Here is a 15,689-nt window from a genome sequence, read left to right on the forward strand (position 1 = left end):
TTAGGAGATTGCACATACTAATAATTCTTAATAGATTAAGAAGGAAAAATTTTTATCTAGTAACTGGAGGAAATTTTGTGAATAGATCGGTTGTTAAAAGAATTGTAATCGGAAAGCCGCTAAAAACAAGGGAGTTAGGAGATCAAAAAATAAATAAATTGAAAGCATTGGCGATTTTGTCATCTGATGCGCTGTCATCTGTTGCTTATGGTACTGAACAAATTTTAATTGTGCTTGCAGGTATAGGGTTTCTGGCTTATTGGTATTCCATTCCAATTGCTGTCGGGATTTTAGTACTCTTGACTGCTTTGATTTTATCTTATCGACAAATCATTTATGCCTATCCAAAAGGTGGGGGAGCGTATATTGTTTCTAAAAAAAATATTGGAGAAAATGCAGGGCTGATTGCTGGAGGGTCTTTGCTGGTTGATTATATTTTAACCGTTGCAGTTAGTATTTCTGCAGGAACGGATGCCATCACCTCTGCATTTCCTAATTTACATGGATACAATGTTCCGATTGCCTGTTTGCTTGTTTTATTTATTACGATATTAAATTTAAGGGGAGTTACAGAATCCGCTTCTATTCTTGCCTATCCTGTTTATTTATTTGTGCTGGCTTTAATTATTTTGCTGGGGAAAGGACTTTTGGATGTGCTTAATGGCCACGTGCCTCAAAGCTTGCATACACCAATTGGTACAGCGGTTCCTGGAATAAGCCTATTTTTATTGTTAAAGGCTTTTTCTTCTGGATGTTCTGCCTTAACAGGTGTAGAAGCTATTTCTAATGCAGTTCCAAGTTTTAAAGAACCAAGTGCAAAAAATGCGGTTCGCACGCTGACGATGATGGGAATTATTCTTGCTGTATTATTTTCTGGGATAACGTTTTTAGCTTTTTGGTATGGCATATCTCCGAAAGCAGAAGAAACAGTAGTGTCGCAGATTGCTTCTGCCATTTTTGGAAGAAACTTATTTTATTATTTTATTCAAGTTACAACAGCCCTTATTTTGGTATTGGCAGCAAATACAGGGTTTGCGGCATTTCCGCTGCTTGCAGTAAATTTGGCAGCAGATAAATACATGCCTAGAATTTTTACTATTCGCGGAGATCGGCTGGGCTATTCCAACGGTATTGTTACATTAGGAGCAGCTTCTATTTTGCTGATTATCATTTTTGGTGGACATACAGAAATGCTTATTCCATTATATGCAGTGGGAGTGTTTATTCCGTTTACTTTATCCCAAAGCGGCATGATCAGAAAGTGGGCAAAAGAAAAACCGCCAGGCTGGCAGCTGAAATTAAGCATTAATCTAATCGGTGCGCTCATCACATTTACGGTATTAATCATTTTGTTTACAACAAAGTTTTTGCAAGTTTGGCCAGTATTTATATTTTTGCCGATTATTGTATTTGTTTTTCATAAAATAAATAGCCATTATAAAGATGTCGCGAATCAATTGCGCATTGAGGGAGCATATTGTCGCGAGAAAATGAAAGGCAATATTGTCATCCTTCCTGTTGCAGGCATTACAAAAGTGGTGGAAAATTCTTTGGCATATGCTGAGACAGTAGGAGATACTGTAATAGCAGTATATGTGGCATTTGATCGGGAAAGCGAGAAGAAAATGGAAGAAAAGTGGAATGTCTACCGGCCAGATATTCGTTTAGTGACGCTTCATTCGCAATATAGAAGCTTAATCCGTCCATTAAGAAGATTTATTGATGTAATTGAAGAAAAGGGGGAGGAGCATCAAAATAGCGTTACTGTTATTGTTCCCCAGTTTATTACAAAAAAAAGCTGGCATAATATTTTGCACAATCAATCAAGCCTGCTGCTGAAAGCACATTTGCTTTATCGCAGAAATGTTATTGTTACTACTGTGCCATATCATTTAAAAAAATAGGTGCAAATGCAAAAAACTCCGAATTCCTTCACAAAAAGAAATTCGGGGGTTTTTGTGTATTTGGGGAGAGGTTTATATGGATGACAAACTCGGTTGCTTTTGACAGTAAAGATGATTCTAAAAAATTATTTAGCCAAAAAGTATACCTCCATCAATTAATACTGCTTGTCCTGTCATATAATCAGAATCAGGAGATGCCAAATAGGAAACGAAGTTGGCTACATCAGCCGGTTCTTGAGTTCTACCTAAAGTGATTCCTTCTGAAAATTTTTCAAACGCCTGCCCTTTTTCAAGTCTCATATATTCCACCATTCCTTCATCAATACGGTCCCACATGCTTGTGCCGACAATGCCAGGACAATAAGCATTTACAGTGACTTTAGAGGAAGCCAACTCCTGTGCTGCCGTTTGTGTCCATGCTTTTACAGCGAATTTTGTCGCAGAATAGGCACCTAATAAACTATAGGCCCGATGTCCTGCAATACTGCATGCATTAATGATTTTGCCGCCTGTACCTTGTTTTTTCATTTGAACTGCTGCAGCTTGAATACCGAATAATGTGCCAAATACATTGACTTGAAAAATTCTCTGCAAATCTTCTTCTGTTATATTTAAAATGGAGTCAACTTGATCAATGCCTGCATTATTGACAAATACATCTACTTTTCCATATTTTTCTGCTGTTTGATCCACTAAGGAAACTAAATCTTCTTTTTTGCTGACGTCGGCAACAAAAGCACTGCTTTCTATTCCTTTTTCGATTAATTCCAGAGATGTCCTATTAGCGCTTTCTTCATTTACATCACTGATAACAACGGTGAATCCATCTTTGCCTAGGCGTTCTGCAATTCCTTTGCCGATTCCTTGTCCGGATCCTGTAATGATGGCAACTTTATTTTTGTTCATACATATCAACCTTTCTATCGAGAGACTTTTTTCTACTTTTTATGTACCCTTTTCTTCCTATAGTAAACAAGTCTACTTTTTATAATTTGAGAAAAATTTTTTTGTGCAGTCTAATCTAGCAGACGGCAATTAGAATTTATAAAGGAGGAGAAGTAGGAAGGAAAAAGAGCTTTTGAAACGGCCTACTTGTTTTTGCATAGAAATTTCGGAACTAGTAATGTATGATAATAAAATAAAATTTATCTAGAGAAGAGAGGGTAATTGGTTCGTGAAAAGTACATCACTTGTAGCAGAGCAGAAGCATAATCGGCTATCAATGATTTTAATTTTAGGGTCTCTTGCTGCTTTTGGCCCTTTATCTATTGATATGTATTTGCCAGCATTGCCATCATTGGCAGCAGAGTTTCATACAACAAGCGGTCTAGCTCAGCTTAGTTTATCTTTTTTTCTGATTGGTCTGGCAGGGGGGCAATTAGTGGCAGGTCCATTAAGTGATAGTATTGGCAGACGTTGGCCCTTGCTTGTTGGGCTGATTCTTTATATGATCACATCTTTGTTATGTGTATTCAGTCCTTCTATTTACGCCTTCATTTTCTTGCGATTGCTGCAAGGGATTGCTGGGTCTGCTGGAATTGTTATTTCTAGAGCAGTCGTAAGGGATTTATATAGTGGAACAGAATTAACGAAATTTTTTGCGCTCATTGCTTTAGTAAATGGAGCTGCTCCGATTTTGGCTCCGGTATTGGGAGGGCAATTTCTGCGATTTGGCACATGGCAAGGCATTTTTATCTTGTTATCATTAATTGGATTAATAATGTTTATTTCCGTCCGATTTTATTTGCCTGAAACATTATCAGCAGAAAAAAGAGTGCCTGGCGGTTTAGGCAATACATTATTGACATTTAAACGAATTTTGGCAGATCGTGTTTTTTTGGGATATGCGCTAGCTCAAGGGTTTGTTATGGCAAGCATGTTTTCTTACATATCTGGTTCACCATTTGTGGTACAAGATATATTTGGCGCTTCTCCACAAGTATATAGCCTGATTTTTGCAGTGAATGGTCTTGGCATTGTGCTGGCAACGCAAATTACAGGACGCATTGCAGGAAAAGTGGCAGAGAAAAGGTTGTTTGTCATTGGTCTTATGATAAATGTAGTCAGCGGCATTTTTTTAGTAAGTGCAAGTCTTTTGAATGCAGGATTATTATGGCATTTAGTTCCATTATTTTTTGTTGTATCAAGCGTTGGTGTAGTAACAACAACAGGATTTTCGCTGGCGATGCAGACACAAGGAAAAAATGCAGGAAGCGCGTCTGCTTTGCTTGGTGTGTTAAGTTTATTAATGGGCGGTTTGGTGTCTCCACTTGTGGGGCTTTTAGGCAATGAATCCCCTTTATCCATGACTAGTGTTATACTAGGAGCAGGCCTTTGTGCAATGACTTTTTATCTTTTATTAAGAAATAAATAAAAGCAGGATAATTGGTATCTTTTGTATAAGTTTTATGTATGCCAATATAATAGATGCATAGATTAAAGGAGGAAAAAGAATGAATATTTCAGAAATTATTAAAAATCGCCGTACAATTAAGAAATTTAAAGAAGAGAGCATTGATGGAGAAAAAGTGAAACAATGGCTGCAGACTGCTACGTATGCACCAAACCATAAACTGACAGAACCTTGGGAAATTGTTTTTATTGGTCCTGAAACAAGAGCTGCGTTAAACCATAAGTTGAATTTTGGGAATGCGCCTGTACTTTTTGCAGTATTGAGCCATAAAGGCAGAAATGAGTTAGAAAGAGAGGAAAACCTTGCGGCTGTTGCCTGTTTTGTGCAAAACTTTATGCTTCTTGCATGGGAAAATGGTGTAGGAACATTTTGGAGCTCTGCTGGAGCTTCTCCAAAAGGAAAACAAGTTCTGCAAGTGCCGGCAGATTATGATATAGTGGGCGTGATTGCTGCTGGAATTCCAGAAGAAATGAAAGAAGTGAAGGAAAGAACATCGATTGATCTAAAAATCAAACATTTAAAATAATAAAAGCTATCTATAATGGAGCTGTAAACATTCTCTTTAAAGAAAGGAGTGTTTATAGCTCCATTTTGCATGTTAAAAAGAAAGAGAAAAGGAAATAGTGAAAATAACTAAACATTTTTATTACGCTGATTTACTTTCACATATTTTTCATATTTGTGTATTAAGATGGAGACAAGGATAAAAAGATTTGAGGAGATAGAATGGAAAAATGGGAATTAGTATATTTTTATATCATTATAGCAGCAGTCTGCTCTTTCCTTCCTATTGTAGGAAGATATATTGCAATAGTTAATACATTGATTCATGAAGTTTGGCATGTAGTTGCAGCAATCATTTCGGGGCGGAAATTTAGGCTGGTGCATAAAATTAACTTGAATAGAGATGCTTCTGGAACAGCTTTAACACAGACGGGTTCATGGATTGGGCGCATCTTTATTGCTTATATGGGATATACGGGATCTTCGGTAACAGCATATGGTTTGTTTTATTTGCTAAAGAAAGAGCATTACATTGCCATCCTTTTTATCTTTGCTTGTGTTGCTTGCATATCCCTTGTGTTATGGGTGAGAAATTTATACGGTTTATTTTGGACTATATCCTTTTTGGGTTTTAACTTTTGGATATTTTATTATGATAAGCCAGTGATTTTACAGCATGTCAGCATTTTTTTAAGCTGTGTTGTTTTAGTGCAGTCTGTCTGGACGGCATTTATTGTTTTTCGGTTAAGCATCAAGCAGAGCAAAAACGCTGGAGATGCCACCGCGCTTGCAGCAACAACAAAAATACCTGCTTTTATTTGGGGATTCCTTTTTTTAGGACAAGCTTTGTATTTTGTTTATCTTATTTTTTTATGATAGATTTCTTTTTACCCTTGTAAAGGCAATAAGGTTTTTGAGTTCATCTTCTGATACTGGCTGCTGGTCTATTGTTAAAAGAATGGTTCCTAGTGCTGTTAATTCTATGGAAGAAGCAGGAGAGGTTCGATTTAAAATATAGTCAACAGAGACATTAAATAAGTCTGCAATTTGCATTAATGCACGCAATGAGGGTTCCCGATAGCCTGATTCATAGCCAGCATATGTACTTTTGGCAATTCCAAGCATATCGGCAGTTTCCTGTTGGGACCAGTTTTTACTTTTTCTAAGTTCTTGCAATGTTTTCAGCAATAATATCCACTCCCGTTAATTAATGTTATATATTAATCAGAAGTATAGCACGGAAAAATCTTTTTTAAAAGAAAAAAGTACGCGTTTTGAATACAAGTATTGCTTTATTTATAGGAACGGTACTATAATACAACTAAATAAAACGCGATTCGCATACATTTGTTGTTTGTGAAACAGGAGGAAGTAGATGAAAAAATTATTATTGCTCGCTACAGGAGGAACAATTGCATCTGTAGAAGGAGAAGAAGGGTTAGTTCCAGGACTATCGGCTGAAGAGCTGCTGCAATATTTTGATGAGGACTCTCATACAGTTGATGTAACATGCAAAATCCTCATGAATCGAGACAGCACCAATATGCAACCAGAGCATTGGACGATAATGGCTCGGGCAATTGCTGAAAATTATGAGCAGTATGATGGATTTGTCATCACACATGGAACGGATACATTGGCCTATACTTCTGCTGCTTTAAGCTATATGCTGCAACATTTAAATAAACCGGTTGTTATTACAGGATCACAAGTTCCAATCAGCTTTAAGCAAACAGATGCCAAAAAGAATGTATCAGATAGTATTCGTTTTGCGATGGAAGATATCGGCGGTGTGTTTGTAGTTTTTGATGGCAGGGTGATTATGGGCACAAGAGCTGTGAAAATGAGAACCAAAAGCTATGATGCCTTTGAAAGCATTAATCACCCATATGTGGCTTCTATTCAAGAAAAAACAATCCATTATTATTGGAAGCCAAGTCAAACAAACAGAGGCAATTTGACAGTTGATACAAGCCTTTGTCCAGATGTTTTTCTATTAAAGCTTCATCCCGGCACAAAACCAGAAATCTTTGATTATCTGAAAACCGTTTATAAGGGGGTCATTATTGAGAGCTTTGGAAATGGAGGACTGCCTTTTGAAGAACGAAATTTATTGCCGAAATTGCAGGAATTAGTGCATGCAGGAGTGGCTGTGACGATTTCTACTCAATGCTTAGAAGAAGGACAAGACTTATATTTATATGAGGTTGGCAGAAAAGTGGCACAGTATGATGTTATTCTATCTGCTGATATGAATACGGAAGCAATTGTTGCAAAGTTAATGTGGATATTAGGCAAAACAACGGATAGAAAGCAAGTAAAGCAATGGATGGAAAAGCCAATAGCTTCGGATTTATCTGTTGATTGGGAAAAAATAAATGATAAAGGAAACTAAATATATCGGAAATTTATTGTTATTGCATACAAGCGTATTTTAATTGCTGCAAATATTCATTTTTTTATGGAGACAAATCATTTTGCTTCATGCCTTTTTTCCGAACCTTTCCCTTGGTGTGGTAATATTTTTATTGAATATTCTTTTATTTATTGTTGGGTTTATTTTTTTAGAATTTCAATTTGGGGTAAAAACAATTTATCACGCATTAAATGAAGTAATTGGAACAGGTTTCAGATGAGGAATAAAATGGAGAAAATTATTGCATGATGAAACATATAAAAGGTGCTGTCTAATAAGTCCTAAAATAAAATCAGGCGAGGAAAAACAATTTGTTTTTCCTCGCCTGATTTTTGGTTTCTATTTATTTTACAAGAAAAGATGGTTTTTTGTCATTTGATTTTAAAAAATGCTATGTTAATGCTTATGATTAATTTTGACACTTTGTTGATTGGAACGCCTGGAGGGGAAGTCAACAGGATAGTTTAACAGCCCCTTCCAGAGTGCAGACAAAGTCTATTTTGTCAAATATTCAGGCTGACGGCATCATTTTGCATTACTGCAATTGCGGCATTTTTTTCGCCTTGACAGGTGATAATATTTTCTCAAGGAATCCGAGTGCCAAGTCAGCGATTACTGCCATTAGGGCGGTCGGGATTGCTCCTGCTAGAATAATGGCTGTTCCATTTGTTGCATTCGTGCCTCGAATAATAATATCTCCCAGTCCGCCGGCCCCAACAAATGTTCCAACAGCGGTAATGCCAATAGCGATAACTAAAGCTGTTCGCAATCCTGCCATTATAACTGACAATGATAACGGGAGTTCAACCATCCATAATACCTGGGATTTTGTCATTCCCATCGCTTTTCCCGATTCTAAATAAGCGTGTTCAATGCTTATTATACCTACATAAGTATTGCGGATAATGGGGAGCAGAGAATAAAGAAATAAAGAGACAATGACGGTATTTGTGCCAAGCCCCATTACAAGCATTAAAATAGCAAGCATGGCAAGAGCAGGAATGGTCTGGATGACATTGGTAACAGAGAATATCCAAGAACTTAACTTGCGATATTTCGCAATAAAGATTCCAAGAGGAATAGCGATAATGCTGGCAAACAATACACCGTAAATGGACATTAAAAAATGACGGTAAAATTCATGCAGAACATATGCCCCATTTTGACTGTAGTATGTTCCTAACTGCTGTAATACTTCCATTACAATACCTCCTTTTAATCAAAATAATGATTTTCTTGTAAAAATTCTTTCGCTACAACGGAAGGCTCTTTTAAATTGCCATCTACTTCATAATTTAATTCTTGCATTTTTTCTGTTGTAATGGTTCCAACTAGTTTTTGCAGCTGTGCTTCAATCTCAGGATACTTTCCTAGAATCTCTTCATTTACTACCGGCGCACAATCATATGGCGGAAAAAAGTTTTTGTCATCTTCTAAAAGCTGCAAATCATATGCTTTAATGCGCCCATCAGAAGAATAGGCTAACACAATATCCATTTTTCCGTTTTTAACTGCATCATACACAAGTCCTATTTGCATAGGATAGGTATTGCCAAATTCAAATCCATATGCATTGACAAATCCTTCATATCCGTCACCTTCTCTTTTTAACCAAGCATTATCGACACCAAGATTTAGATTATTAGCATCCTTTTTCAAATCAGAGATTTTTTCATAATGATTCTCTTGAGCGAGTTTTTTTGTAACAGTGAATGCATATGTATTTTCAAATCCGTAAGAATCAAAAAATTTGTAGCCATACTGCTTATGGAATTGTTCTTGCACTATTTTTAATGCTATTTCTGGATTTTTTTCCACCTTTTGACCAAGCACACTAGTTAAATCTGTACCAGTATAACGTGTTGCTGCAATATCAACATCTCCGCTTTCCATGGCTTTTTGTTGGACAAAATTGCTGCCGAGATTTTTTATTATTGTCGTATTATAGCTGGTGTTTCGTTCGAGGAGCTGACTAATCATATTTGCAATAATTTCTGATTCGGTCATGCTTTGTGCACCAATTTTGATTGTGTCTTCCGAAGATGAGCTTAATCCAGGAAGGGAACAACCGCTTAATAACATAAGGAAAATAAAAATGCCTACAATCCGTACTTTTGCTGTTATTTTCGATTTCATGTTTCCACTCCTTAAATAGTTTCCTTTATCCCTCTGATGCCTGTAGGTGTTACTTTTTTTTCAATCTTTGCGAATAGATAATCTATTAAAACGGCCATAATTGTCACAGGTACAGCCCCAAAAATAATATAGGCTGGCTGATATAGATTTAACCCGATAAAAATATAATCCCCTAATCCGCCGCCGCCAATAAAGGAAGCTAATGTTGCCCATCCGATCAAATACACAGAAGATGTTCTTATCCCTGCCATAATGACGGGAAGAGATAAGGGCAGTTCAACCAAAAATATTCTTTCCCAGTTGGACATGCCAAGACCTTTTCCGGATTCCAAAAGATTTGGATTTACACCTTTAATGCCGGTATAGGTATTGCGCAAAATCGGCAATACTGAATAGAAGAATAAAGCAACAATGGCAGGTAGTTTGCCAACACCTAAAAAGGGTATAAAAAAGGCAAGCACTGCTAAACTAGGAAAGGTTTGAACAATATTTACAAACCCAATTACAAAACCTGCACCTTTTTTCATGCGGGTCAGTACAATGCCAAGGGGAATTGCTACCAATATGCCTAATAAAACAGCAATTAAACTAATATATAAATGTTCCCATGTCTTATATAATGTTTCCAGCCAATTTGTTTGCAGAAATTCAATTAGTGTAGTCATATTTTCACCTCTTAAGAATTGGTTGTAATTAGCGCCTCATCAGTTCCCCAAATGCTGTCATAAACAATATCAACTAAAGAAGCTCTTGTTACAATTCCAACAAGGTGATGCGCTTCATCAACAACTGGCACATACTTAACGCCACGTTTTAGGATTTTTTGAACGGTATCTCGTATCATTGTGTCAGCCTGCACTTTATATAAATCAGTTATTAGCAAATCTTTAATTGTAGATGCTTTTTTTCGTTTTTCATCAATTGTTTCAATGTCTACATATCCTTTTAATTGGTTATTTTCATCCACGACTAACAAAGAATCCACTCGTTTTTCTTTCATTAAGGCAATCGCATCAGATAAAGATTTATCTTCTGTAATGGAAATAGGATTTTGATTCATAATTTGCCTAACAAGCTCAACATTTGGTCTTGTTTGAATCAATCGTTCTTTTCCTATAAATTCTTCTACAAATTCATTTTTAGGATTTCGGAGTATTTCATCAGGTGTGCCAACTTGAACAATTTCTCCATCTTTTAGGATGACAATACGATCGGCTAGTTTAATTGCCTCATCCATATCATGTGTGACAAATACAATTGTTTTATCTAATGTTTTTTGCAGATTTTTAAACTCTTCTTGTAAGGAATCCCTGGTTATCGGGTCAAGTGCTCCAAAGGGTTCATCCATTAGGATTAAAGGAGGATTGGCTGCAAGGGCACGCAATACACCGATCCTTTGCTGCTGCCCCCCGCTTAGTTCATGGGGATAGCGATCTAGATATTCTGGTCCCATGTCTACTAGCTTCAGCAATTCTTTTGCTTTTTCTTGGCGTTTATTTTCCTTCCATTTTAATAATTTAGGTACAAGCGTAATATTTTCTGATATAGTCATATGCGGAAAAAGTCCGATAGATTGGATAACGTAACCGATATGTCGTCTTAATTCAATTGGGTTTTTATGAAGGATGTTTTCGCCGTTAATATAAATTGCTCCACCAGATGGCTCAATTAAACGATTAATCATTTTCATTGTGGTCGTTTTCCCACAGCCGCTTGGTCCGATAAAACAAATGAATTCTCCTTTTTGGATTTCTAAATTAATATTTTTTACTGCATTTTTTCCGCCTTTATATGTTTTAGATACATTTTCCATCTTTAACAATAAAAGCACCTCCTAAATTAATGTTTTTTAGTACATACATTCATAAAATTAGCTCGAAAAATAAAGGGATTGAAATTGCTGGCATTTGATTGCACAATTTATAATAAAATTCTCTAACAAATAAAACAGTTTTTCATAACAGATAGTTTGGAATAAAATTTGGATTAGATGGAGGATTCTATTCAATAGCTTTATTTTATTGTAATGATGCATGCCTAAGTGGGGGAGTTATTTATATACCCATACCTCGCAACTATAAAACCATAAATAAATAAAAAAACTTTAAAAAGTGGGGAAAAAAGCAAAAATGGTTGACAAGTTGTCGGAATTTGTGTAAATTTATATTGAATTAAAGATACTTTATTTAGAGATATTTAATCCGATAATTTTTGTTATCAAACTATCTTTTTAAAAAGGATAGAGTAATTTCTTCTAAAAAAGATAAAATAAAAAGAGTTCGGATTAACAAAAGAAAGGGAGATTATTTTGGCAAAAGTATTATACATTACAGCACATCCACATGATGAAACTGCTTCTTTCAGTATGGCAGCAGGGAAAGCTTTTATCGAAGAATACAAAACAGTAAATCCAAACGATGAAATTGTTGCAATTGATTTGTATAAAGAAAATATTCCTCATATTGATGCAGATGTGTTTAGCGGATGGGGAAAACTTCAGTCAGGCAGTGCATTTGATGCCTTATCTCAAGAAGAACAAGCAAAAGTTGCACGCCTTGCTGAATTAAGCGATCAATTTGTTGGAGCAGACAAATATGTATTCGTTACACCACTTTGGAACTTTTCATTTCCTCCAGTAATGAAAGCATACCTTGATTCTGTAGCGGTTGCAGGCAAAACGTTTAAATATACAGCAGAAGGTCCAATTGGATTGTTAACTGATAAAAAGGCTCTTCATATTCAAGCACGCGGAGGCTTTTATTCAGAAGGTCCTGCAGCTGATTTGGAAATGGGCCATAAATACTTAAGTATTATCATGAACTTTTTTGGAGTGCCTTCATTTGAAGGGATATTTATCGAAGGACATAATGCACAGCCAGATAAAGCGCAAGAAATCAAAGAAAATGGAATTGCAAGAGCAAAAGACTTGGCTCATACATTCTAATAAGCATAAAAAAGAGGCACCCCAATCGGGATGCCTCTTTTTTATGCTTATTTAAAGGGGGTTTTTGATCATTCCCTAAGATCAGGAAGCAGATAGGGAAACGAAAAATTTAGGCAGGCAGAGACTTTCGCATAAAAGCCCGATGGATTCCACTAGTAATCAGTGAGAGACGGAGACCATTCCCTGATTGGAATTTTATTTTACTAATAATTTTTCTGACAAGATTCAACAACTTCGAAAAAATGATGGAAGATCCCCTAGGTATTACGAAAAGAATTATAATTGTTATTTATTCTTAAATGAATTGTAAAAAGAATTAAATTATTCTGTAAAGACGTTTTTTTACAATGGAACCCATAACCAAAAATAAGATTAATGACTGCAAACAAAAATATATAATTCATAAAGTGGTTATAATTATTCAACCTGGTTTTCAAAAATGTGACTATAGTATTATATACGTGAAGTTTATTAGATAATAAGATAGGTAATATATAATAAATGGTTTGTTTTATGCTATATTCAAATTAAGATTTTATTAAAAAACATGTCAATAGTTCCTAATTTAATTTTTTTGGTTCTTTAGTAACAGGAGGAAATACCTATGAGGAAAATACTTGCACCAGGAGTAATAATAGCTTCTTTAACTGCACCAGGACTTATTCACCATCATGTACATGCCGACTCGCTAAAAGTGGCGTATGTTAATATTGAACAAAATTCTACATTAAATATGAGAAAAGCCCCGTCTACCTCTGCTGCGATTATTGCAACTTTAAAAAAGGAGGCAGAAGTTACTGTTTTATCAGTGGAAAACGGATGGTCTAAAATTTCGGCAAATGGCAAAACAGGATATGTAAGTTCTGCTTATTTAACTGCAAAACAGCAAACTGCAACTGCAACTGCAACTAAATTTGTTTCCGTTGATGCCACATCTTCCTTAAACGTAAGATCGCAAGCTTCTACAACAGCAAAAGTAGTTGCAACAGTAAAAAATAACACAAAAGTAGAAGTGTATTCCACAGCAAATGGCTGGTCGAAAGTGGGGGTTAATGGAAAAACTGGTTATGTGGCAGACAAGTACTTAAAAAATGCTATAAATGAAAACACGACAAAATCAACAGCACAAGCAAGTAAGCCAGCAGAAGAAACAAAAAAAGCAAAGTATGTGAATGTTAGCAGTGGATCTAATTTGAATATGCGCACAAAGCCTAATGCAAATTCATCTGTTATTGTCAAATTAGCTAGAGGAGTACAGGTGACTGTTTATTCCGAAGCAAATGGCTGGTCTAAAATTAGCGTATACGGAAAAGAAGGCTATGTGAATTCTAGCTATTTATCAGCTTCTAAAATTGCGACTACATCCTCATCAGATAAAGTGGAGGCAAGTGTGGCAAAAAGCAAAACGATGTATGTGACGGTTGCAGAAAAGTCATCCTTAAATATGAGAAATAGCGCAAGCGCTAAAGGCAGTATCATAAAAACATTAAGCAGGGGAACGAAGGTAGAAGTTCTTTCCGAAGCAAATGGCTGGTCAAAGGTGAATGTTAGCGGCAAGACGGGCTATGTTTCCAGCAGTTATTTAACGGCCTCCAATCCAATAATCTCCAATGAAAAAGACACAGATTCCATTACTGTCATGTATGTTAATGTCACTAAAGGTTCCGAACTTAATTTGCGGAAATCAGCTTCTACAACTGGCAGTGTAATAATCAAATTAGCAAGAGGAACAAAAGTAGAAGTGTATTCTCAGAATAATGGCTGGTCCAAAATAAAAGCAAATGGAAAAACTGGTTTTGTAAGTAGTAAATACATAGCAAAAACAAAAATTAGCGCAGATAACAGCAATGATTCCAGCAGTGAAAGTTCATCGGAATCTGCTGTAACGAAATATGTAAATGTCAGTGAAGGTTCATCCTTAAATATGCGCCAATCTCCTTCTGCTAGTGGAGCAGTTATAAAAAAACTAGGAAAAAATACAAAAGTAACTGTATTATCAGAAGCAAATGGTTGGTCTAAAATAAAATCCGGCACGCAGACTGGCTATGTAAGTTCAGGCTATTTATCCGCTAGCGCAGTAGGCTCGGTAGTAGAGGATAATGCAAATAAAGTATCTAAGTATGTTAATGTAAAAGCTGGTTCTACATTAAATATGCGCAAACTTCCTTCTGTTTCCGCAGAAGTAATAGCGAAACTGGCAGCTGGAACAAAGGTGGAAGTTTCTTCCGAAGCAAATGGCTGGTCCAAAATTTCAGCAACTGGCAAAACGGGATATGTAAGTTCAGATTACTTAACTGCTGAAAAAGAAACAGGAACAGATACAGGAACAAATAATAGTGAAGTAACTACTGTCTATCAAAATTACAGCTTTACTGTTAATGCAATGACAGATATTCAAATGAGTGTTAATCCACAGACCGATAAGCAGTATAGTACCTATATCAGAGAAGATGCCCTTAAATTTAACTTTTCAGATGCGGCAAAAGCAACAGTCGTTGGCGGCAGCTGGAGATTAAGAGGAGGAGCAGGAACAGATTATTGGGCTGTCACAAATGTAAATAGTGGAACGGTATTAACGATTCTTGAAAAAGTTCAAGGAACAGACGGATATAACTGGTATAAGGTTAAAAATACGCAAACATGGGTAAATGCAAGTAAGGAAGATACATCTTATTATATTAACCCTCAAAATTTTGTTTCCAATACAGTGTTGTCTTTACAGTTTATTAAACTATCAGAAACAGCTAATATAAAGGATCAAGAAGTAAATGAAAAAATATTATCAGGCAAAGGAATCCTTGCAGGAAAAGCTTCTTCTTTTGTTGCAGCAGCGAAATCTTATGGGGTAAATGAAATATACCTTATTTCTCATGCGCTGCTAGAAACAGGAAACGGCAAATCTTCTTTGGCAAATGGCGTAACCTACAATGGAAGACAAGTATATAATATGTATGGGATAGGTGCCTATGACGGAAGCGCTGTTGCCAGCGGCGCTAAATATGCCTATAATGCTGGATGGTTTACACCAGAAGCTGCCATTATTGGAGGAGCGAAATTTATTGCTCAAGGATATATAAATGCAGGGCAGGATACTCTTTATAAAATGAGATGGAATCCAGAAGCTGCAGTTAATAAAGGGATAGCTACACATCAATATGCTTCAGATATTGGTTGGGCTACTAAACAAGTTAACCAAATTTACAGCCTTTATAGTTTGCTAGATTCCTATACAATGAAAAAAGAAATACCAGTATATAAACAATAATCTTTTTTGTGAAAAGGAGGAGTGGTCTTTTCTTAAAGAAAGGACCATTCTCTTATGAATAATTCATGCAGCATAATCTGTAAAAATATGAGAATTATTGTGAAATT

General features: G+C 36.0%; 14 protein-coding genes. 8 read left to right on the forward strand and 6 right to left on the reverse strand.

Features of this window, described 5'->3' with window-relative positions; genetic code table 11:
* The first annotated feature begins 77 nt into the window (after positions 1–77).
* Positions 78–1,904, forward strand: coding sequence for an APC family permease (locus tag NCCP28_RS08020; protein WP_248560871.1), 1,827 nt, complete (start codon positions 78–80; stop codon positions 1,902–1,904).
* 129 nt (positions 1,905–2,033) lie between these two features.
* On the opposite strand, the gene NCCP28_RS08025 is transcribed toward NCCP28_RS08020, so the two are convergent.
* The gene (locus NCCP28_RS08025) at positions 2,034–2,810 is read right to left on the reverse strand and encodes an acetoin reductase (RefSeq protein WP_248560872.1); all 777 of its coding nucleotides are present in this window, start codon (positions 2,808–2,810) and stop codon (positions 2,034–2,036) included.
* Positions 2,811–3,126: 316 nt separating this feature from the next.
* On the opposite strand from NCCP28_RS08025, the gene NCCP28_RS08030 reads away from it, so the two are divergent.
* From NCCP28_RS08030 to NCCP28_RS08040, 3 genes are all read left to right on the forward strand, one after another.
* Positions 3,127–4,278: a multidrug effflux MFS transporter gene (locus NCCP28_RS08030; RefSeq protein WP_248561131.1), complete on the forward strand. Its 1,152-nt coding sequence runs from the start codon at positions 3,127–3,129 to the stop codon at positions 4,276–4,278.
* Between the two features lie 79 nt (positions 4,279–4,357).
* Positions 4,358–4,843, forward strand: coding sequence for a nitroreductase family protein (locus tag NCCP28_RS08035; RefSeq protein WP_248560873.1), 486 nt, complete (start codon positions 4,358–4,360; stop codon positions 4,841–4,843).
* 200 nt (positions 4,844–5,043) lie between these two features.
* Positions 5,044–5,697 carry a M50 family metallopeptidase gene (locus NCCP28_RS08040; RefSeq protein ID WP_248560874.1) on the forward strand — a complete coding sequence of 218 codons (654 nt, stop codon included), beginning with the start codon at positions 5,044–5,046 and terminating at the stop codon, positions 5,695–5,697.
* On the opposite strand, the gene NCCP28_RS08045 is transcribed toward NCCP28_RS08040, so the two are convergent.
* A complete protein-coding gene (locus NCCP28_RS08045; protein WP_248560875.1) occupies positions 5,692–6,009 on the reverse strand; it encodes a helix-turn-helix domain-containing protein in 318 nt (105 codons plus the stop codon). The two genes, NCCP28_RS08040 and NCCP28_RS08045, sit on opposite strands and share 6 nt — an antisense overlap.
* A 187-nt stretch (positions 6,010–6,196) precedes the next feature.
* On the opposite strand from NCCP28_RS08045, the gene NCCP28_RS08050 reads away from it, so the two are divergent.
* Positions 6,197–7,216 carry an asparaginase gene (locus tag NCCP28_RS08050; protein WP_248560876.1) on the forward strand — a complete coding sequence of 340 codons (1,020 nt, stop codon included), beginning with the start codon at positions 6,197–6,199 and terminating at the stop codon, positions 7,214–7,216.
* An 82-nt stretch (positions 7,217–7,298) separates the two neighbouring features.
* Positions 7,299–7,457: a YitT family protein gene (locus tag NCCP28_RS08055; RefSeq protein WP_282579534.1), complete on the forward strand. Its 159-nt coding sequence runs from the start codon at positions 7,299–7,301 to the stop codon at positions 7,455–7,457.
* Between the two features lie 315 nt (positions 7,458–7,772).
* On the opposite strand, the gene NCCP28_RS08060 is transcribed toward NCCP28_RS08055, so the two are convergent.
* The 4 genes from NCCP28_RS08060 to NCCP28_RS08075 are packed head-to-tail and all read right to left on the reverse strand — an operon-like array spanning position 7,773 to position 11,195.
* Positions 7,773–8,438: an ABC transporter permease gene (locus NCCP28_RS08060; protein WP_248560877.1), complete on the reverse strand. Its 666-nt coding sequence runs from the start codon at positions 8,436–8,438 to the stop codon at positions 7,773–7,775.
* A gap of 14 nt (positions 8,439–8,452) precedes the next feature.
* Positions 8,453–9,373, reverse strand: coding sequence for an osmoprotectant ABC transporter substrate-binding protein (locus NCCP28_RS08065; protein WP_248560878.1), 921 nt, complete (start codon positions 9,371–9,373; stop codon positions 8,453–8,455).
* Positions 9,374–9,384: 11 nt separating this feature from the next.
* Complete coding sequence (locus tag NCCP28_RS08070; RefSeq protein ID WP_248560879.1) at positions 9,385–10,038, reverse strand: ABC transporter permease; 654 nt, start codon at positions 10,036–10,038, stop codon at positions 9,385–9,387.
* A gap of 11 nt (positions 10,039–10,049) precedes the next feature.
* Entirely contained in the window at positions 10,050–11,195 is a 1,146-nt protein-coding gene (locus NCCP28_RS08075) for a betaine/proline/choline family ABC transporter ATP-binding protein (protein ID WP_248560880.1), read from the reverse strand.
* A 486-nt stretch (positions 11,196–11,681) separates the two neighbouring features.
* Between NCCP28_RS08075 and NCCP28_RS08080 the strand changes: the two genes are divergently transcribed.
* Both NCCP28_RS08080 and NCCP28_RS08085 read left to right on the forward strand, forming a co-directional pair.
* The gene (locus NCCP28_RS08080; protein ID WP_248560881.1) at positions 11,682–12,317 is read left to right on the forward strand and encodes an FMN-dependent NADH-azoreductase; all 636 of its coding nucleotides are present in this window, start codon (positions 11,682–11,684) and stop codon (positions 12,315–12,317) included.
* Positions 12,318–12,921: 604 nt separating this feature from the next.
* Positions 12,922–15,582, forward strand: a complete 2,661-nt coding sequence (locus NCCP28_RS08085) for an SH3 domain-containing protein (protein WP_248560882.1) — start codon at positions 12,922–12,924, stop codon at positions 15,580–15,582.
* Positions 15,583–15,689 lie beyond the last annotated feature (107 nt).

Origin of the sequence: Niallia sp. NCCP-28 (genome assembly GCF_023168165.1) — a bacterium.
In the GTDB taxonomy this organism is placed as follows: domain Bacteria; phylum Bacillota; class Bacilli; order Bacillales; family Cytobacillaceae; genus Niallia.